Source organism: Sphingomonas sp. MMS24-J45, assembly GCF_044881195.1.
Taxonomy (GTDB): domain Bacteria; phylum Pseudomonadota; class Alphaproteobacteria; order Sphingomonadales; family Sphingomonadaceae; genus Sphingomonas.
Window position 1 is genome coordinate 2,360,353 of record NZ_CP173255.1, and the last position, 18,321, is coordinate 2,378,673.

Below are 18,321 nucleotides of genomic sequence, written 5' to 3' on the forward strand. Positions count from 1 at the left end.
CGTCATTTCGCCTCCTTTGCCATTTCGCCCGGTCGATAGCGCCGCTCGACATGCCCGGCGAGATCGGCGGGATAGAAATAGACCGGGCGCAAGGCGCCGCCCGCATAGCGCTCTGCCTGGTCGCGGAAATGCGGCGAGGCAGGGTCACCGCTCTCGCCGCCCGCGGTGACTGCCCAGGCGCGCAGCTTCGGCCCGAATTCCACCACCGCGACGAAGCTGTTCCCGCTCGACCCGTAGAGCTTCCTGGTATTGGCATAGGGGCGCGCGCCGAACGACGCGAGACTGCCCCATTGCGCCGAGGTGAAGGGCACCGGGATGCTCGGTTTGCTGTCGTCGAAATGCGGGTCGATGCTGTCGTCGAGCCGCTGGAAGCGGTTGATCTGACCCCAGCCGACCTTCCAGTCGCCGAAATCGCGGGTCAGTTGATCGGCCGCCTCACCCAGCGCATCGAGCTTGCGGCTGTCCGAAACGCGCGTCGCGATATATTTCGGCACGTTGATCTGCTCGGCCTGGATGAAGCTGCCCACCTCGCGCCACATCTTGCCGCCCCACAGCACGCCGAGCGTGGTGGCGACCGAGTCCGTCCCCCAGCGGTAATTCCAGCCGCGTAAAGTCGTGATCGGCCCGGCGAGCGCGGCGCGGCGCGGGTCGGTGGCGGGCAGGGCGTCATACGCCTTCACCAGCGGCGGGATCAGCTCGGCAAAGGCGGGAAGGTAGCTGTCATACGCCGCCGCGATCAGCCGCTCGGGCGTGAAGGCATGGGCGTTGCGCAACAGCAGATCGGCATGCACCCCGCGCGGATTTTCGCCGAACGTGTCCATGTAGCGCGGATAGTCGGCCGCCTTCGGGCTGTCCGGTCCCGCCGCGGTCCATGGCCAGTTGTTGGTGCTGAAGGCATAGCCGACGCGCGGGTTGATCGCATTGGGCAGGCTCGCCACGCTGTGCAGCCCCTTCCAGTCGGTCGCCGGATCGGCGCCATCGACCGGCTTGCCATAATCGAAACGCGTGTCGCGCACCGGCACGAACTGCGGGTGGAGATAGGCGATCTCGCCCTTGGCATCGGCGAACAATGTGTCGTTCGAGGAATTGGCCTTGCGCTCGGCGACCTTCAGATAGCCGGCAAGGTCGGTCGCCATTGTGCGCAGCCAGCTTTGTTCGAGCGCCGGGATCGGCTTCCACATCAGGCTTTGCGCGATCCACTTGCCGTCACGCTCGGCGACGATCGGGCCGTGGTGGCTGGCATAGGTCGTGAAGCTGCGCGTGCCCAGCGTGCCATCGGGCTTGCGATAGGCGATCGTCACGCGTTTCGAGCGCATCGGACGGATCGCCTTGCCGTAGCGATAACTAACCGCCGCCCCCTGCCGCACGACATCTTCCGCAAATTCATCGACATTGTCGACGCCGGAGGAGGTGTGCATCCACCCGGCTTTCTCGTTGAAGCCCTGATAGATGAAGAACTGCCCCCAGGTGGACGCGCCATAGGCGTTCAGCCCCTCGCCGCTGGTCATCTGCAATTCGGAGCGGAAGTAGAAGCTGGTGTGCGGGTTGATCAGCAGCAATGCGTGGCCGTTCACCGTGTTCTTCGGCGCAATCGCAATGCCATTCGAGCCACGCGGTTCGCGCGGGACCGGGCCAGCCTCCTCGGCGGCAACGGCGACGCTGGTCTTGCCGTAAAAGGCCGCGAGGTCGTTCAGCGAAATCCGCTCGATATCCCCGCCGATGCTGCCTTCGGTGAAGGACAAGGCCATCCACGGCTCGAAATGCGTCAGCACCTTGGGGCGAACCTCGGGGTGCGTCGCGAGATAATAGTTCAGCCCGTCGGCCCAGCCGGTCATCAACCGCTGCAGCCACGGCGGGCTGGCGTGATATTTGGCCTTCAGATCGACCGGATCGACATAGAGGCGCTGGCGCAGATCGGCCCAGATTGCCTGCTCCCCCTCCGCCTCGGCGGTGCGGCCGAGCGCGGTCAGATAGTTCGCCTCGATCCGGTTGAAGTCGTCCTCGGCCTGCGCATAGATCGCGCCGAATACCGTATCGGCGTCGCTCTGCCCGACGACATGCGCAATGCCCCAGGTGTCGCGCGTGATCGTGACGCGCGCGGCCTCTGGCGGGGCGGGGGCCGCCGCCACGGTGAACAGGGCGGTGGCGGCAAGCAGGTTGCGCGCGAGGCGGGGGAGTCTATCCATGACAGCGAGGCTATCGGGCAATACTGCGCGCCACAATCGCTTGCGGAGACAAAACGATGAAATGGTTGATCGGTCTCGCGCTCTTGGCCGTCGGTGCCGCGCCCGCGCCCGCGCCGCACCCGATCCTGCTCCGCCCGGCGGCGGTGTTCGACGGCGTCGATCCGGTGGCGCATCCCGGCTGGCAAGTGCTGGTCAGCGGCGACAAGATCGTCGCGGTCGGCCCCGCACTAACCGCGCCCGCAGATGCCGAGACGATCGATCTCCCCGGCCAGACGCTGATGCCGGGGATGATCGAGGGGCACGGGCATCTCTTCCTCCACCCCTATAACGAGACGAGCTGGGACGATCAGGTCCTGCACGAACCGCTCGCCTTGCGCACAGCGCGCGCGGTGGCGAATGCACGGCTAACGCTGTTGGCGGGTTTCACCACCTTGCGCGATCTCGGGACCGAAGGCGCGGGCTATGCCGATGTCGGGCTGCGTCAGGCGATCGCGCAGGGGATCGTGCCCGGCCCGCGCCTGATCGTCGCGACGCGCGCGATCGTGGCGAAGGGGGCGTATGGACCCAAGGGCTTCGAACCCGGCTTGGACATCCCGCAAGGCGCCGAGGAAGCAAGCGGCGTCGACGATCTCGTCCGCGTCGTGCGCAGCCAGATCGCCGCGGGGGCGGATGTGGTGAAGCTCTACGGCGATTACCGCTGGGGTCCGGGCGAGCCGAGCCGCCCGACCTTTTCGCTAGCGGAGATGAAGGCCGCGGTCGAAGCGGCGCACGATGCCGGGCGCACGGTCGCGGTGCATACCTCCACGCCCGAGGGAATGCGCCGCGCGATTGCCGCCGGGGCCGACACGATCGAGCATGGCTATGGCGGGACAGCGGAGATTTTCCGCAGCATGGCGGCAAAGGGCATCGCTTTGTGTCCGACGCTGGCGGCATCCGACGCGGTGTCGCGCTATCGCGGGTGGAGCGGCGGCAATCCGGTGCCGCCCGCCGTCGCCGAGAATCGCGCGGCGTTTGCGCTGGCGCGCGCGGCGGGCGTGCCGATCTGCATGGGCGGCGACGTCGGCGTCTTCGCGCATGGCGAGAATGCGCGCGAAATGGTGCTGATGGCGGCGGCGGGGATGCTGGTCGCGCAAGTCCTGATCGCCGCGACCTCGGGCAATGCAAGCGCGTTCCACCTCGCCGATCGCGGGAGCGTGAAGGCGGGGCTGCTGGCCGATCTGATCGCGGTGCCGGGCGATCCGATGCGCGACATCGCGGCGGTGCGGCGGGTAGGCTGGGTGATGAAGGGCGGGGTGGTGGTTGGGCGTTAGGGAGTTGGGGGCGAGGGCATTGGAGCGCCGTGACCTGCTCCCCGTTTTCAGGCCGCTGATAAGTTAGCTTCGGTGTCCATATGCCCTTGGCGGGGGCGGTTCGTAAACTCGGCGGGTGCCAACCCGCCAAGGCTGCTGTGCGGACGAACGGTGTTGTAGTCCGTCCGCCATGCCTCGATGATCCGTCTCGCCGCAGCCAGCGTAGGGAACAGGTGCTCGTTCAGGCACTCGTCGCGCAAGCGACCATTGAATGATTCCACAAAGCCATTCTGCTGCGGTTTGCCCGGGGCGATGTAATGCCATTCGACCCCGGTGTCCTGGCACCAGGCGAGGACGGCGTGACTGGTCAGCTCGGTTCCGTTGTCGCTGACCACCATGCACGGCAGCCCGCGACGTTCGGCGATGGCGCTCAACTCCCGAACGACCCGCCGACCTGACAGCGAGGTGTCGACGATACACCCCAGGCACTCACGGCTGTAATCGTCGATCACGTTGAGCATGCGGAACCGCCGGCCGCAGGCCAACGAGTCCGATACGAAGTCGAGCGACCAGCGCTGGTTGGGTTCCTGCGGGATCGCCATGGGCGCCCGCGTACCCAACGCTCGCTTCCGACCGCCACGCTTGCGCACCGTCAGCCGCTCCTCGCGATACAGCCGGTACACCTTCTTCAGGTTCATGCCTTTGCCCTCACGCTTGAGCAGGATCGCCAGCCGCCGATAGCCGAACCGCCGACGCTCGTTGGCGATCTCACGCATCCGCACGCGGACAGCATCGTCCTGCCCGCGAAGCGGCTCATATTGCCATGCCGACCGGTTGACCCCGATCAGCCTGCAGGCGCGACGCTCAGAGAAGCCGTGGTCGGCCATCAACTTCTCCACCGCAGCGTAGCGCTCCGCAGACCGAGTCAGTTTTTTCCCAGCAAATCCTTCAACGCCGACACGTCCAGCATCGACTCTGCCAGCAGCTTCTTCAGCCGGCGGTTTTCGTCCTCGAGCGCTCGCAACCGCGCCGCGTCGGACACCGTCAGCCCGCCGTACTTCGACTTCCAGTTGTAAAAGGTCGCATCGCTGATCCCGTGCTTGCGGCACAGGTCGGCCGTTTTCACGCCAGCTTCATGCTCGCGCAGCACGCCTATGATCTGATCCTCGGTAAATCGGCCTCGCCGCATCACTCGTCTCCATCTGACGAGCTAACTTACCAATGGCATGAATTCTGGGGAGCACGTCAGCCGGTGCGAACGGCAATGAGTGGTGGTTGAGACGTCACGCAGCTTTTGCGCGGGATTGGAAGAAGCGGACTTTAGTTTCCGACCAAAATCGCTTCCTCGGCTTCCCTATCCATAAGGGATGCAATGTCTGCGCGGAATGCCGCAAGATTAGTATAATTGGTCGTGAAGGAGCCGCGTGCGCGGTTTTGAGGCAGAGCGTAGTCGGCCACCTCAAAGTGAACCGCTAGATTGCCCCGCTTGTCTGCTGGGACAATCTCGATCCGCAAGATAAGGTCGTCGCCGGTCTGCATGTCATAGCCCCATTGTGCCACGATCGGATGATCTGCCGTGATTGGGAAAGCACTTAAAGCTTCACCAAACTCCCTCACGTCCTGCCATTGCACCCAAAAACCACCGTTCCCCGAGAAGCGATCGGTTTCCACTCTTGCACCGAGCCAACCGAAGTCATCTCGCGGCTTCTTCGGATCGAAAAAGCTGGAATCATACTGATAGCTAAGGGTCAGCTTGCTCATGGAGTCCATGCTGGCATGCGAGAGCAACGTCAGCAATCGGACATTACTATTGGGGGCAGGAATGGCGATACTCGCGGCGGAACCTGAACGGTCGTTCGGCAAATCTCCAACCAGCTTAAGGCCTTCCCCGGCGAAGGCCGGAGCCCAGTTGCGTAGGTCGATGGGATAGCGCGGTCCTTTGCCGCTTCTGTTTCGCGACTGGGCCCCGGCCTTCGCCGGGGAAGCGCGGGTGAGCTGCACGCCCAACCCACTACCCCGCCACCACACCCCCCTCGACCCGGATCACCTGATCGCACGTCGCCATGCTCTCCGCGCGGTGGGAGATCATCAGGATCGTCGGGCGCGGATTTAGCGCGGCGATCTTGGTGAGCAGCCGGTTCTCGCTTTCCGCGTCGATCGCGTTCATCGCTTCGTCAAGCACGAGCAGCCGCGGCCGTCGCAGAATCGCGCGCGCCAGCGCCAGTCGCTGCCGCTCCCCGCCCGACAGCAACGCGCCGCGCTCGCCGACGATCGTGTCGATCCCCTCGGGCATCCGCCGCACCAGCGCCTCCGCACCGACGAACTCCAGCGCCTCCCACATCGCCGTCTCGTGCGTGCCGCGATTGCCCCAGGCGAGGTTGCGCCGGACGGTGTCGTGAAACAGGAAACCCTCCTGCGGCACATAGGCGACGCCCTCGCGCCAGCCCGCGCGCCCGGCGGCCTCGAGCACCATGCCACCGACCGAAAGCGTGCCGGACTGCGGCTCGGTCAGGCCGATCAGCAAGTCGATCAGTGTCGTCTTGCCCGCGCCCGATGGACCCGCAATCCCGACGAAGCTGCCCGGCTCGATCCGCACGCTCGCGCCACTGACCCCGCCGCCGGTGGCATAGCGATAGACCAAATCGCGCGCCTCGATCGCGCCAGGCGGCGGGACGACCGGGGCCGGGGTGGCGGCGCGTTCGGCGGCCAGCTCGCTCTGGAACGCCTGCAGCGCTTCGAAACTCGGTAGCGCGAAGAAGAAGTTCTGCGCCGCTTGCTGGATCATGATCGCCGGGCCGCTCATCCGCGCGAAGATCAAAACCAGCGTGATCAGCACCGCGGGCGGCACCTTCGTCGCAAAGCCGATCAGCACGACCGATGCCGCGGCAAAGCCCGACCCGATCGCAAAGACTCGCCGACTATTGGCCTGGCGGCGCTGGAACGACAGGCTGGTTTCGCGCAAATTGGCCTGGATCGTTTCGAATTCGGCGATGAATTCGTTCTGCGTATTCTGCGCCGCTGCCGCTTTCAGGCCGCTCAGGAACCCGTTGGCGCTGCCCATCAGGGCGGCATTGCCCTGCACCACGCCAGTGCCGATGTCGCGGATCTTGCCCTGCGCCAGGAACACCGCGCCGCCGCCGATGACGACCAATGCCGCCGTCGCAACGGCCAGCACCGGTGCCAGGGTGAAGGCGAGAGCGGCCTGGACCACCAGCATCGCGGCGGCGACCGATGCCTGGATCAGGAATTGCGCGCTGCCCGCGACGCGGCTGACCTCTGTGGTGATGAGATTGGTGATGCGGGCGTGGCGCAGACCGACGATCCGGCTCCATGACGCGGCGGCGATGGCGCGCATCACCAGATTGCGCTGATATTCGACGAAGCTCGTCTGTAATTTGGCGAGCGCGATGTCGCGCGCGAATTGCACCAGCGCGCGCGCCACGGCGAGCGTGACGAAGGCCGCCAACAGCGCGACCAGACGTGACCAACTGGTATGCAGCCCGATCGCGTCGAGCGCCGTACCAACCCGCGATTCGCCACCGACGCGGGTCACGACCGAATTGAGAATTGGGATCAGCAGCAGCAACCCGGCCCCGTCGAGCAGCGCCCCCGCCGCGACCAGGCCGGTTGCGACCAACCCGCGCTGTCCGGCAAAGCCGGTAAACACCCGCACGAAGGCCACTGCGGGGCGCCATGCGGTGACGATCAGCGAGCGGGAGGGCGTTGCAACATCGGATCGGGTCGGGGCGTCCATCACATCGCTCTGTCATGCTGGCCCGCCCGCGTCGAGGGGTGTCGAAGGCCACGAATATTTCGCCATTTTCTCAATCTCTTGTCGTTCAGCCTCGATAAAGATTCCGCGATCCTCTTGCATTGCAGCATTGGCGTTCGCACCTTCGCTCCATAAAAATGCGCCGCCGAAACGAGCGGACTAACGTTTCCGTGGTTGCCCTGTTCGTTCGAACGAACTATTATGCTTCCACGAGACGACCGGACCAATGCCGTTCGTGGGGATCCCGATGTCGATGTCACTTCTTTCTGGCCAGATTCGTACCATGCTGGCGGGCGCCGCCGTGCTCGCACTTGCAGCATGTTCCAAAAGCGCTCCGCCGCCTCCACCGACCCCGCAAGTCACCGTTGCGGTGCCGTTGCAGCGCGACGTGGTCGATTGGGACGAATATGTCGGCCGGTTCGAAGCGATTCAGGACGTAGAGTTGCGGCCGCGCGTGTCGGGCACGATCGATCAGGTTCGCTTCGCCAATGGCCAGCGCGTCCGCGCCGGCGAGGTGCTGTTCACGATCGATCCGCGCCCCTACCAGGCGGCGCTCGCACAGGCGCAGGCGCAAATGGCGAAGGCACAAGCCGCGCTGACCAACGCCCAGTCGGAACTGGCGCGCGCCGACAAATTGCTAGCCGCCGAGGCGATCAGCAAGGAAGAATATGAAACCAAGCTTGCGACCGTGCGCAGCGCGCAGGCCGATCTCGGCGCGGGCCGCGCCAATGTCGCGACCGCGCAACTCAATCTCGGCTTCACCTCGGTTCGCTCGCCAATCACCGGGATCGTGTCGGATCGTCGGGTAAGCAAGGGCAATTACGCCGCCGAGGCGAGCACCGTGCTGACGCGCGTCGTGTCGACCGATCCGATCTGGTTTTCGTTCGAAGGAGCGGAGAGCTTCTACCTGAAGTATTTGCGCCAGGATAAGGCCGGGCAGCGCGGATCGTCGCGTACCACGGCGAACCCGGTCGAAGTGCAGCTTGCCGACGAAAGCGGCTACAAGTGGCACGGCCGGATGGAATTCGTCGACAATGCGATCGATCCCAATTCCGGGACGATCCGCGCGCATGCGGTGATCGCCAATCCCGACGGCTTCCTCACCCCCGGCCTGTTCGGGCGGGCGCGGTTGTTGGGCTCCGGCACCTACCACGCGATGCTGGTGCCGGATGAGGCGATCCTGACCGACCAGACCCGCAAGCTCGTTTATGTCGTCGGCAAGGACGGCAAGGTTGCGCCGCGACCAGTCGAAACCGGCCCGCAGGTCGAAGGGTTGCGCGTGATCAAGGCTGGCATTGCGCCTACCGAGCGGGTGGTGATCGAAGGCATCACGACGCTGCAACCGGGCATGCCGGTCAAGGCGAACCTTGTGAAGATGAAGCCAAAGGCCGCCGACACCGCGCCGCAATCGACCCCCGAAAGCGCGCCGCCTGCTGCCGACGCCACCGCCACCGCCAAATAAGGCCGAGCGACTGTGAAATTTCCCCATTTCTTCATCGACCGGCCGATCTTCGCGGCGGTCCTGTCGATCCTGATCGTCGTGTTCGGCGTGGTGGCGTACCCGTCGCTGCCGGTCGCGCAATATCCCAACATCGCGCCGCCGACCGTGGTGGTGACGGCGAACTTCCCCGGCGCAAACGCCGAAACGCTCGCCGAGACTGTCGCCGCCCCGCTCGAGGAGTCGATCAACGGTGTCGAGAACATGATCTACATGTCCTCGTCCAACACCGGCGACGGCTCCTTGTCGATCACTGTGACGTTCAAGCAGGGCACCGATGTCGATCAGGCGCAGGTGCTGGTACAGAACCGCGTTTCCACCGCGGAACCGCGCCTGCCCGAGGAAGTCCGCCAGATCGGCGTGACGGTGCGCAAGAATTCGCCCGACATCCTGCTGGTGATCGCGCTGACCTCGCCCGACGGGTCACTCAACGAGTCTTATGTCTCGAACTATGCGACGACGCAGATCATTGATCGGCTGGCGCGTATTCCCGGCGTCGGCGGCACGCGATCATTCGGCGGGCGCGATTACAACATGCGCGTGTGGGTCGATCCCGATCGTGCCGCCTCGCGCAATCTGACAGTCGATGAGATTGTGGCCGCGGTGCGCGCGCAGAATGCGCAGGTCGCGGTGGGTTCGGTCGGGGCGCCGCCGTTCAACCAGGGCGGGACCGCGTTCCAGCTCGGTATCCAGGCGACCGGGCGTCTCACCACGCCCGAGCAATTCGGCGACATCATCGTGAAGCGCGACGATCAGGGTCGGCTCACCCGGCTGCGTGACGTCGCGCGGATCGAACTCGGCGCGCAGGATTACACGATCAACGCGCGGTTGAACGGCAAGCCCATGACCGCGATCGCGATCACCCAGCTGCCCGGCTCCAACGCGCTCAGCACGGCCGAGGCGGTCAAGGCCGAGATCGAACGCGCCTCGAAGAGCTTCCCGCCGGGCCTTGCCTACTCGATCCCGTACAACCCGACCGAATACATCTCGGCGTCGATCGAGGCGGTGGAGCATACGCTGGTCGAGGCGCTGGTGCTCGTTGCGCTGGTGGTGCTGCTGTTCCTGCAGAGCTGGCGCGCGGCGCTGATCCCGATCATCGCCATCCCAGTCTCGCTGATCGGCAGCCTCGCGGTGCTGGCGGGCTTCGGCTTCAGCCTGAACAACCTGTCGCTGTTCGGCATGGTGCTGGCGATCGGTATCGTCGTCGACGACGCGATCGTCGTGGTTGAAAATATCGAACGCCTGATGGAGGAGAAGGGCCTGTCCCCGCGCGAGGCCGCGCATGAGACGATGGACGAAGTGTCGGGCGCGCTGATCGCAATCGCGCTGGTGCTGTGCGGGGTGTTCATCCCGACCAGCTTTATTCCGGGCATTTCGGGCCAATTCTATCAGCAATTCGCGCTGACGATCGTGTCGGCGACGGCGATCTCGGCGTTCGTCTCGCTCACCCTCTCGCCCGCACTTGCCGCGCTGATCCTGAAGCCCAAGCATGACGCCGAGCCGGCCCCAGGCTGGCGCGGTGCTGGCGCACGGTTCGCGCGGGGCTTTAACCGCGGGTTCGATTGGCTGGGTCAGAAGTTCGGCAATTTCACCGCTCGGGCGATCCGTGCGCTGGCGGTTGTCGCCGTCGCTTATGTCGTGCTGATCGGCCTGGCCGGATGGCGCTTCACCGCGACGCCGACTGGCTTCATCCCGGCGCAGGATCAGGGCTATCTGATCGTCGCGGCGCAATTGCCGCCGGGCGCGTCGCTCCAGCGGACGACCGACCTGCTCGAACGCGCAGGGCAGATCGCGCGGCAGAATCCTGCGGTGCGCGATACGGTCGCCTTTGCCGGTCTCGACGGTGCGACCTTCTCGACCGCGTCGAATGGCGGTGCGATGTTCATCGCGCTGAAGCCCAAGGCTGACCGCACCGATGCCAATGCCATCGCCAACCAGATGCGTCAGGCATTCGGCCCGCTTGCCGGTGGCTTGCTGCTGGTCATCCCGCCGCCGCCGGTCGCCGGCATCGGCACGGGCGGCGGCTGGAAGATGCTGATCGAGGATCGCACCAATTTGGGCTACAAGGCGCTGGAGGGTGCGGCGTTCGGGATGATGATGAAGGCGAACCAGACGCCCGGCATCACCTCGGCCTTCACCACCTTCAACACGCGCACCCCGCGCTTGTTCGCCGATATCGACCGTGAACGCGCCGAACAGCTCGGCGTGCCGGTAGCCAACGTCTTCTCGACGCTCGGCACCTATCTCGGCTCGTCCTACATCAACGACTTCAACTATCTCGGACGCACCTACCGCGTGACGGCGCAGGCCGATGCGCCCTATCGCGACCAGATTTCCGATGTCGGGCATTTGCGCGCCCGGTCTGCGGCGGGCAATATGGTGCCGCTGGATTCGGTCATGACGTTGAAGAACGACAGCGGGCCGTACCGCGTGGTGCGCTACAACCTCTATCCCTCGGCCGAACTGCAGGGCGACACCGTCCCCGGCTATTCGTCGGGCCAGAGTCTTGAAACGATGGCGAAGCTCGCCGCGCAGATCCTGCCTAAGGGCATGAGCTATGAATGGACTGAAATCGCCTTCCAGCAGACGCAGGCGGGCAATACCGGTACGCTGGTGTTCGGTCTGGCGGTGCTGTTCGTGTTCCTGCTGCTCGCGGCGAATTACGAAAGTCTCGTGCTGCCCTTTGCGGTCATCCTGATCGTGCCGATGTGCCTGCTCGCGGCGATCGTCGGCGTGAACATCATGGGGATGGACAATAACATCCTGACGCAGATCGGCCTGGTGGTGCTGATCGGCCTGGCGGCGAAGAACGCGATCCTGATCGTCGAATTCGCACGCCAGAACGAAGAGGAGGGGATGGAACTGCGCGCCGCAGCCGAACATGCCGCCGAACAGCGCCTGCGCCCGATCGTGATGACCTCGATCGCGTTCATCCTCGGCGTGCTGCCGCTGGTGATCGGCAACGGGCCCGGCGCGGAAATGCGCAAGGCGCTGGGCGTCGCGGTGTTCTTTGGCATGATTGGCGTGACCACCTTCGGCCTGCTGTTCACGCCGAGCTTCTACGTCATCAGCCGCAAGGGCGGGGATTGGATCGCCTCGAAGCTGCGCCGCAAGCGCCGCGATCCGGAACCGGACGTGTCACCGCCTGCATCGCTGCCTGAAAACCCGCAAGGAAACCCGGCATGAAGCGCCTGCTGAGTATTGTCCCCGCGCTGGCCCTTTCCGCCTGCGTCGTCGGCCCGAACTACGTCAAGCCTAGCACCCCGCTGCCCGCCACCGGCGGCGTTCTCAGCGAGGCAGCGCGTGGCCCGGCGGTGGCGTCGACGCCGCTGCCCGATCATTGGTGGCGGCTGTATAATGATCCGGTCGTCGATCGGCTGGTGACCCAAGCACTTACGCACAACACCGACATTCGCGTTGCGGCGGCCAATCTGGAACGCGCCCGCGCGGTGTTGTCCGAACAGCGCGGTGCGCGCCTGCCGAGCACCTCACCGAGCGCGCAATATTCGCGGCAACAGGCGAACAGTGCCAGCGCCGCGGCCTTTGGCGGCGGCTCGGGTGCGCCGCAAACATTCCAGTTCGACAATTTCCAACTGGGCTTCGACGTCTCCTACGAGGTCGACCTGTTCGGTGGGGTTACCCGCGCCATCGAGGCGGCACGCGGCGATACGCAGGCGGCGCAAGCGCAGCTCGATGCAGCGCGCGTATCGGTCGCGGCAGAAACCGCGCGTGCGTACGCGACCGCGTGCAGCAACGCGGCGCAGCGTGCTGTCGCGCAGGAGACGGTCGCGCTTCAGCAAAAGACGCTGAACTTGACCAATACGCTGTTCACCGCTGGACGCAGCACGCGCCGCGACGTGGAACGCGCCGACGTGCTGCTCGCGCAGACGCAAGCCACGATCCCCGGCTTCGAGGCTGAACGCCGCGCGTCGTTGTATGCGCTTGCGGTGCTGACCGGGCTTCCGCCCGAACAGATCGACAAGGATGCCGATGCCTGCACCACTCCGCCGCGCGTGAAAGATGTGCTGCCGGTCGGTGACGGCACCGCGCTGATCGCGCGCCGCCCGGACGTGCGCGCGGCGGAGCGCACCTTGGCGGCGGATACGGCGCGGATCGGCGTGTCGATCGCCGACCTCTATCCGAAGATCCAGTTGCTCGGGAGCATCGGCCTCAACGCCACGCGCGGCAGCCAGTTGTTCAAGAGCACGTCGGTCAATTACTCGGCCGGCCCGCTTATCTCCTGGAGCTTCCCCAACCAGACGGTTGGGCGCGCCCGCGTACGCCAGGCGCGCGCCGGGGCGGACGCCAGCCTAGCGACCTTCGACGGTAAGGTGTTGACCGCGCTGCAGGAAACCGAGCAGGCGCTCGCCCGCTATGCAGGCGCGCTCGATCGCAACGCCGCGCTGCGCCGGGCCGAGGCCGCGAGCACCGCCGCCGCCAAGCTGTCGCGTCTCCGCTTCGATTATGGGGCAGACAGCTTCCTGCTGCTGATCCAGGCCGAGCGAGATCGCGCCGATGCGCGCGCCGCGCTTGCCCAGTCCGACGCAGCGGTGGCCGATGCGCAGATCACGCTGTTCAAGGCGCTCGGCGGCGGCTGGGAAGATGCGCCCGCGCCTACGCGCCGGGAAGCGGTCGCTCCTTGAGGCAGATCCGCAGCGCGCTGTTCATGCCCGCATCGAATGCGCGGGCGATCGAGAAGGCGCGCGGGCTCGGCTGCGATGCGGTGATCCTCGATCTGGAGGATGCGGTCGCGCCCGAGGTGAAGGGCGCTGCGCGGGTTCAGGCGGTTGCGGCCGCGCGCGAGGGTGGTTTCGGCGAGCGCCTGCTCGTCCTGCGCGTCAATGCGCTCGACGCCGAATGGGGCAGGGAGGATTGCACTGCCGCAATCGGTGCCGGTTTCGATGCGGTGCTGCTGCCCAAGGTGTCACATCCCGAGGACCTCATTGCCGCCCGCGCGATCGTGGGCGATCTCCCGCTCTGGGCGATGATCGAAACCTGCGCCGCGATGCTCGCACTCCCCTCGATCGCCGCCGCGCCTGGTCTCGCCTGCCTGATCGCGGGCACTAACGATCTTGCCAAGGACATGCGCTGCACCCCGGGTGCCGACCGTCTGCCGTTGTTGCCGCACCTCACTGCAATGGTGACTGCGGCGCGCGCGCACGGCCTGATCGCGCTCGATGGCGTGTCGAACGTGCTGGCCGACACGCCCGCTTTGGCGGCAGAATGCGCGCAGGGTGCGGCGTTCGGCTTCGATGGCAAGACGCTGATCCATCCCGCGCAGATCGCGCCCGCCAATCGCGCCTTCGCGCCCTCTGCGGACCGTGTCGCCTGGGCCGAAGCCGTGGTCGCGGCCTTCGCGGATCCGGTTAATGCCGACAAGGGCGCGATCCGCATCGGCGGCGAAATGGTCGAGCGGCTGCACCTCGCGGAGGCCGACCGTATCCTCCGAAATAGGGTCTCGCTGTAACCGGATCCTTGCGGCAAACGTAGCTCGTGGCGAACCCGTATAGGGATTTCCCGGATACGCCGTTTCACATCGTCCTCACACACAAGGGCTTAGACCAGACAGGTCTCGGACATAACCGTCACGTATATGGCGCGGGCATGTACGCCCGGACCGGAGTATTTTTGATGCCGCGTTATTTTTTCGACATTTCCGATGGGTCCGACTTCCGGGATCTGGATGGCTCGGAATGGCCTGATCTGGATGCTGCCAAGATCGAAGCGGTGCGCTACTCCGCCGAAATCCTGCGCGAAATGCCCGAGCGTGTGATCGAATCGCGCGCTTGGAAAATGGCGGTGTCCGACGATAAGCGCGAACATCTTTTCACGCTGCGCTTTACCGTCGAACTTGCCCCGGTCGAGGAACTGGTCGGCATCGACGGTTAACCGCGCAACACCCGCCCCGCGACGGCATCGAGCCGGGCCAGCACGTCGGGGTCGCGTGCATCGGGCGCGGTGATCAACGCATGATCGAGTACGGTATCGAGCGGGGAGGGCGTCCGCTGCGCCGGTAACGCCGCAACCAAAGCCGCGACGGCGTTCCGCGCGATCGCGCCATTCGCGCCCATTTGCTTGATCACCTCGGCCACCTCGACGAACGCGGCTTCTTCGCGCCAGCAGTCGTAATCGGTCACCATGCCGATCAGCGCATAAGGCAGCTCGGCTTCGCGGGCGAGCTTCGCCTCGGGCATTGCGGTCATGCCGATCACGTCGGCACCCCATTGCCGGTAGAGCAGGCTTTCCGCGCGGCTGGAGAATTGCGGGCCTTCCATCGCAAGATAGGTCGCGCCCCTGGTCACCGCGCCGCCCGCCGCCGTGACGGCCGCCGCGGCATAGTCCGACAGGCGCGGGCAGACAGGCTCGGCCATCGAGACGTGGGCAACCATGCCGGTGCCGAAGAAGCTGGAGGTGCGCGCAACCGTGCGATCAATGAACTGATCGACCACCACGAAATGCCCCGGTGGCAATTCCTCGCGCAAGCTTCCGATCGAGGAAATCGCGATCAGATCGGTGCACCCGACACGCTTCAGCGCATCGATGTTCGCGCGAAAATTAAGCTCGGACGGGCTGATCCGATGCCCGCGCCCATGCCGCGGCAGAAACACCAGCTCGACGTCGCCGATGGAGCCGAACAGCAGATCGTCCGAAGGTGCCCCCCACGGCGTATCGACGCGCCGCCACTCGGGGTTCTGCAGCGCATCGATCGCATACAGGCCTGATCCGCCAATGATGCCGAGCTTCCATTTGGTCATGCGGGGTCCTTTGTGGCGTCCAGTCGGTCGAGCCATGCCTGCGCCTGTTTCGGTTCGCCAACCGCATGCGCGCTCACCGGCCCGCGCGATGCGACGAATTCCTGATGCAGCGCAAACGGCCCGATCGCAAGCTGCGCGCGCAGGTCGTCGATTTCCTCGCCGAGCGTCGTGATCTCGGCGACCACCGGCGCCGCCCTGGCCATCGTTGTCCGTTCCTGCTGGTGCCCGAACAGCAGCAAGCGCTTGGCTGCGGTCTGTCGCAGTGCTGCCACTAGGAGCGCTTCATATTCTGCTTCCATCTCGACGCGGCGATCGTCGAGCCGCGCCAGGCGATCTGCTTTGGCCATGCCTCAAATCACCTTCATGTCGCTTTGATAATGATGCCACGCGAAGATCGCCGCGGCGCCCCGATGCGGGCGCCACGCCTCGGCGAGTTCGCGGGTTAGCTTCTCGCTCGGCCGCTCGGCATGGCCCAGGATACGTCCTACCTCGATCTGCACCGCCAGATCGCCCGCCGGCCAGATATCGGTCCGCCCCTCTGCGAACAGCAGGTAGATTTCCGCCGACCAGCGCCCAATGCCCTTGACTGCCACCAGCTTGGCGATCGCTTCCTCGTCATCGGCGGGCAGGTTGTCCAGATCGAGCTCACCGCTCGTCACCAGCGCCGACAGGCTCCGCGCATAGCCCGCTTTCTGGCGCGACAGGCCAGCCTCGCGCAATTGCTCGGCGCTGGCGCGCGTCACGCTGCCGGGGTCGGTCAGATCGCCGACGATTCCCTCCAATTTGTGCCACACGCTTTGCGCCGCCTTGGTGCTGACTTGCTGCCCGATGATCGTGCGCAGCAGCGTGGCATAGCCGCGCGCGCTGATGCGGGGCGGGGGATAGCCGACGCGACCGATCGCCTCCGCCAGCGCCGGTTCGCGCGCGGCGAGCGCATCGAGCGCGGTCTTCAGCTGGTCTGCGCTCAATCCCATACGCTCTCTCTTGATCGGCGCCGCGTCTGGCGGCATGGCAGGCGGGCCATCGTTACCCGAAAAGGACCGTCCATGCCCAAGCTAATCGTCGTGACCCGCGAAGGGGAAGAACGCGAGATCGATGGCGAAGCCGGCCTTTCGGTGATGGAAGTGATCCGCGACGCCGGAATCGACGAGATTCTGGCGCTGTGCGGCGGTTGCTGCAGTTGTGCGACGTGCCATGTCCATGTCGACCCGGAATTTGCGGCCAAACTGCCCAAAATGAGCGAAGACGAGAACGACCTGCTCAATTCCTCGGCGGATCGCAACGAAACCTCCCGCCTGTCGTGCCAGATCGAGCTGACCAATGCGCTGGACGGGTTGAAGGTCACGATCGCCGCAGAGGACTGACCGGCGCAGGCGGGACCGCGTTCCCGCCGGTGCGCGCAGCGCAGCGCCCGGCACGGCCGACGGGTCGCCTCAGCGAACCCGTTCGACGGCGGCTCTGCCGACGTCCTACGCCGGGGTGTCGGAAGCAAACACCCCATAGCGCTCCCGCCACGCCGCGACCTCGTCGCGTAGTGCGTCGGGCGCCGGATCCCCCGACAGCACCAGCCGCGCCACCGCATCGTCGGGGTGCATCAGCATCTTCCTCGACCCGTCGCTGAACCACACCGGCACCAGCTGATCGCATACGCTGTCCAGCACCGTCGCCGCCATGCCGTTGGCGATCGCATCGCTCCCGTCGAGCGCCCGCACCGTGATCGCCACACCCTCGAAGCAATTCTGCGGTTCGCGCGCGAAGGTCAGCGCCACCAGCAGCCCAGAACGATCGGGCCGCGCCTCCTCGGGCAGGCTGGCGACCCGGCGCCAGGCGCAGAACCAGGCCCGGCAGATATGCGGCCGCGTCGCGTGGATGCCGCACCCGCCGTCCGTCAGATGCACGCACGGCACGCCGGCCGGCTTTGCAAAATCCGGCGTGTTTACGGTGAGGACGCTACAGCACACCGTGCAATCGCCGCAGTCCCGCTCCGGCAGGACCGGGCCAAGCAGCATCGTCTCAAGCTCGCTTTCACGCTGCGTAGCCCCGGGTGTCACCGGAAGCGCAGCACCGCGCTCGGGGCATCCTTGCTGGTCGGCGTCGCCTTCCACGTCACGCTCTTGCGCGCGCCCGTCGTCACCGCGCCATCCTCATTGTTCTGGCTGACGATCTCGGCATCGGTGTCGAGTGTGAAGGTACCGTCGAGCTGGCTCGCCTGCTTGGGCGGCCCGCTGCCGCCGACGCCCGCCATATTCTTGGCCGCATCATTTTCCTTGGCGAAGGCCGGCGCCTTGATCCGCACCGTATTGTTGGCGCGCACTTCCAGCACCACGAACGGGAAGACGATCTCAGCATCGAGATTGTAGGGCCAGAGAAACGCGCGATCGAGCGTGCCCGATATCGCATAATCGATGCTGAACTTGCCGTCGCCAAGATAGGTAACCTTGCGATAGCCGACTTCCTTGGAGAGCGCCGCAGCGATCGCGCGGTTCTTTTCGTCGCTCGCATCCTTGGACGCGGTCGTGGGAGCGGCCTTGCCGCCGCCGGGAGCGCTCCGCTTCTGCAGCGCAATCTTCTGCATTCCCGGCTCGTCTTCATCCGAAGAGGCTGGGTCGGTGCCCTTGTCGGAACTGCCCGCCTCCTTCATGCCCTTGGCGAATTCGTCGCCAAGGTCGAGTGCGATCACTTCGCCAATGTAGGTGAACGCAAAATGCCGGTCGGCGTCGATCCGCAGCGTCGAGACGAACTTGCCCGGCGTCAGGACGCAGCTTGCCAGCACGAACGGCAGCAGCAGCGCGAGCAGGGCCTTGGCGATCCGTCCACCCAT

The 18,321-nt window shown here is 65.7% G+C and carries 16 protein-coding genes; 7 read left to right on the forward strand and 9 right to left on the reverse strand.

Annotation, left to right across the window (positions count from 1 at the left end; translation table 11 throughout):
• Nucleotides 1-2 precede the first annotated feature (2 nt).
• On the reverse strand, nucleotides 3-2,186 hold the full coding sequence (locus tag AB5I39_RS11535) for a penicillin acylase family protein (protein WP_404366795.1): 2,184 nt from the start codon (nucleotides 2,184-2,186) through the stop codon (nucleotides 3-5).
• A 56-nt stretch (nucleotides 2,187-2,242) separates the two neighbouring features.
• On the opposite strand from AB5I39_RS11535, the gene AB5I39_RS11540 reads away from it, so the two are divergent.
• Entirely contained in the window at nucleotides 2,243-3,496 is a 1,254-nt protein-coding gene (locus AB5I39_RS11540) for an amidohydrolase family protein (protein WP_404366798.1), read from the forward strand.
• Between the two features lie 47 nt (nucleotides 3,497-3,543).
• Here the strand turns inward: AB5I39_RS11540 and AB5I39_RS11545 are convergent.
• The 3 genes from AB5I39_RS11545 to AB5I39_RS11555 form a co-directional block, all read right to left on the reverse strand.
• Nucleotides 3,544-4,664, reverse strand: a protein-coding gene (locus AB5I39_RS11545) for an IS3 family transposase (RefSeq protein ID WP_404365850.1) whose coding sequence is annotated in 2 segments (ribosomal slippage) — nucleotides 3,544-4,415 and nucleotides 4,415-4,664 — 1,122 coding nt in all. Because the reading frame shifts where the segments join, the coding sequence is not laid out codon by codon here.
• 131 nt (nucleotides 4,665-4,795) lie between these two features.
• Entirely contained in the window at nucleotides 4,796-5,236 is a 441-nt protein-coding gene (locus AB5I39_RS11550) for a hypothetical protein (protein ID WP_404366801.1), read from the reverse strand.
• 250 nt (nucleotides 5,237-5,486) lie between these two features.
• Nucleotides 5,487-7,229: an ABC transporter ATP-binding protein gene (locus tag AB5I39_RS11555; RefSeq protein ID WP_404366803.1), complete on the reverse strand. Its 1,743-nt coding sequence runs from the start codon at nucleotides 7,227-7,229 to the stop codon at nucleotides 5,487-5,489.
• A gap of 265 nt (nucleotides 7,230-7,494) precedes the next feature.
• On the opposite strand from AB5I39_RS11555, the gene AB5I39_RS11560 reads away from it, so the two are divergent.
• The 5 genes from AB5I39_RS11560 to AB5I39_RS11580 are packed head-to-tail and all read left to right on the forward strand — an operon-like array spanning nucleotide 7,495 to nucleotide 14,634.
• Nucleotides 7,495-8,709, forward strand: coding sequence for an efflux RND transporter periplasmic adaptor subunit (locus tag AB5I39_RS11560; protein ID WP_404366806.1), 1,215 nt, complete (start codon nucleotides 7,495-7,497; stop codon nucleotides 8,707-8,709).
• Nucleotides 8,710-8,721: 12 nt separating this feature from the next.
• Nucleotides 8,722-11,931, forward strand: coding sequence for an efflux RND transporter permease subunit (locus AB5I39_RS11565; RefSeq protein ID WP_404366809.1), 3,210 nt, complete (start codon nucleotides 8,722-8,724; stop codon nucleotides 11,929-11,931).
• Entirely contained in the window at nucleotides 11,928-13,388 is a 1,461-nt protein-coding gene (locus AB5I39_RS11570) for an efflux transporter outer membrane subunit (RefSeq protein WP_404366812.1), read from the forward strand. Before AB5I39_RS11565 ends, AB5I39_RS11570 begins: the two co-directional genes overlap by 4 nt.
• Nucleotides 13,385-14,212 carry an HpcH/HpaI aldolase/citrate lyase family protein gene (locus AB5I39_RS11575; RefSeq protein ID WP_404366815.1) on the forward strand — a complete coding sequence of 276 codons (828 nt, stop codon included), beginning with the start codon at nucleotides 13,385-13,387 and terminating at the stop codon, nucleotides 14,210-14,212. The genes AB5I39_RS11570 and AB5I39_RS11575 overlap by 4 nt, the downstream gene beginning before the upstream one ends.
• A 26-nt stretch (nucleotides 14,213-14,238) precedes the next feature.
• Nucleotides 14,239-14,634 carry a DUF6894 family protein gene (locus tag AB5I39_RS11580; RefSeq protein WP_404366818.1) on the forward strand — a complete coding sequence of 132 codons (396 nt, stop codon included), beginning with the start codon at nucleotides 14,239-14,241 and terminating at the stop codon, nucleotides 14,632-14,634.
• Here the strand turns inward: AB5I39_RS11580 and AB5I39_RS11585 are convergent.
• The 3 genes from AB5I39_RS11585 to AB5I39_RS11595 are packed head-to-tail and all read right to left on the reverse strand — an operon-like array spanning nucleotide 14,631 to nucleotide 16,474.
• Nucleotides 14,631-15,500 carry an S-methyl-5'-thioadenosine phosphorylase gene (locus AB5I39_RS11585; protein WP_404366820.1) on the reverse strand — a complete coding sequence of 290 codons (870 nt, stop codon included), beginning with the start codon at nucleotides 15,498-15,500 and terminating at the stop codon, nucleotides 14,631-14,633. The two genes, AB5I39_RS11580 and AB5I39_RS11585, sit on opposite strands and share 4 nt — an antisense overlap.
• Entirely contained in the window at nucleotides 15,497-15,847 is a 351-nt protein-coding gene (locus AB5I39_RS11590; RefSeq protein ID WP_404366823.1) for a hypothetical protein, read from the reverse strand. Before AB5I39_RS11590 ends, AB5I39_RS11585 begins: the two co-directional genes overlap by 4 nt.
• Before the next feature lie 3 nt (nucleotides 15,848-15,850).
• Entirely contained in the window at nucleotides 15,851-16,474 is a 624-nt protein-coding gene (locus AB5I39_RS11595) for a DNA-3-methyladenine glycosylase family protein (protein WP_404366826.1), read from the reverse strand.
• A 72-nt stretch (nucleotides 16,475-16,546) separates the two neighbouring features.
• On the opposite strand from AB5I39_RS11595, the gene AB5I39_RS11600 reads away from it, so the two are divergent.
• The gene (locus tag AB5I39_RS11600) at nucleotides 16,547-16,864 is read left to right on the forward strand and encodes a 2Fe-2S iron-sulfur cluster-binding protein (RefSeq protein WP_404366828.1); all 318 of its coding nucleotides are present in this window, start codon (nucleotides 16,547-16,549) and stop codon (nucleotides 16,862-16,864) included.
• 105 nt (nucleotides 16,865-16,969) lie between these two features.
• Here AB5I39_RS11600 and AB5I39_RS11605 read toward each other — a convergent pair whose 3' ends face one another.
• Entirely contained in the window at nucleotides 16,970-17,509 is a 540-nt protein-coding gene (locus AB5I39_RS11605) for a YkgJ family cysteine cluster protein (protein ID WP_404374127.1), read from the reverse strand.
• Between the two features lie 38 nt (nucleotides 17,510-17,547).
• A complete protein-coding gene (locus AB5I39_RS11610) occupies nucleotides 17,548-18,321 on the reverse strand; it encodes a hypothetical protein (protein ID WP_404366831.1) in 774 nt (257 codons plus the stop codon).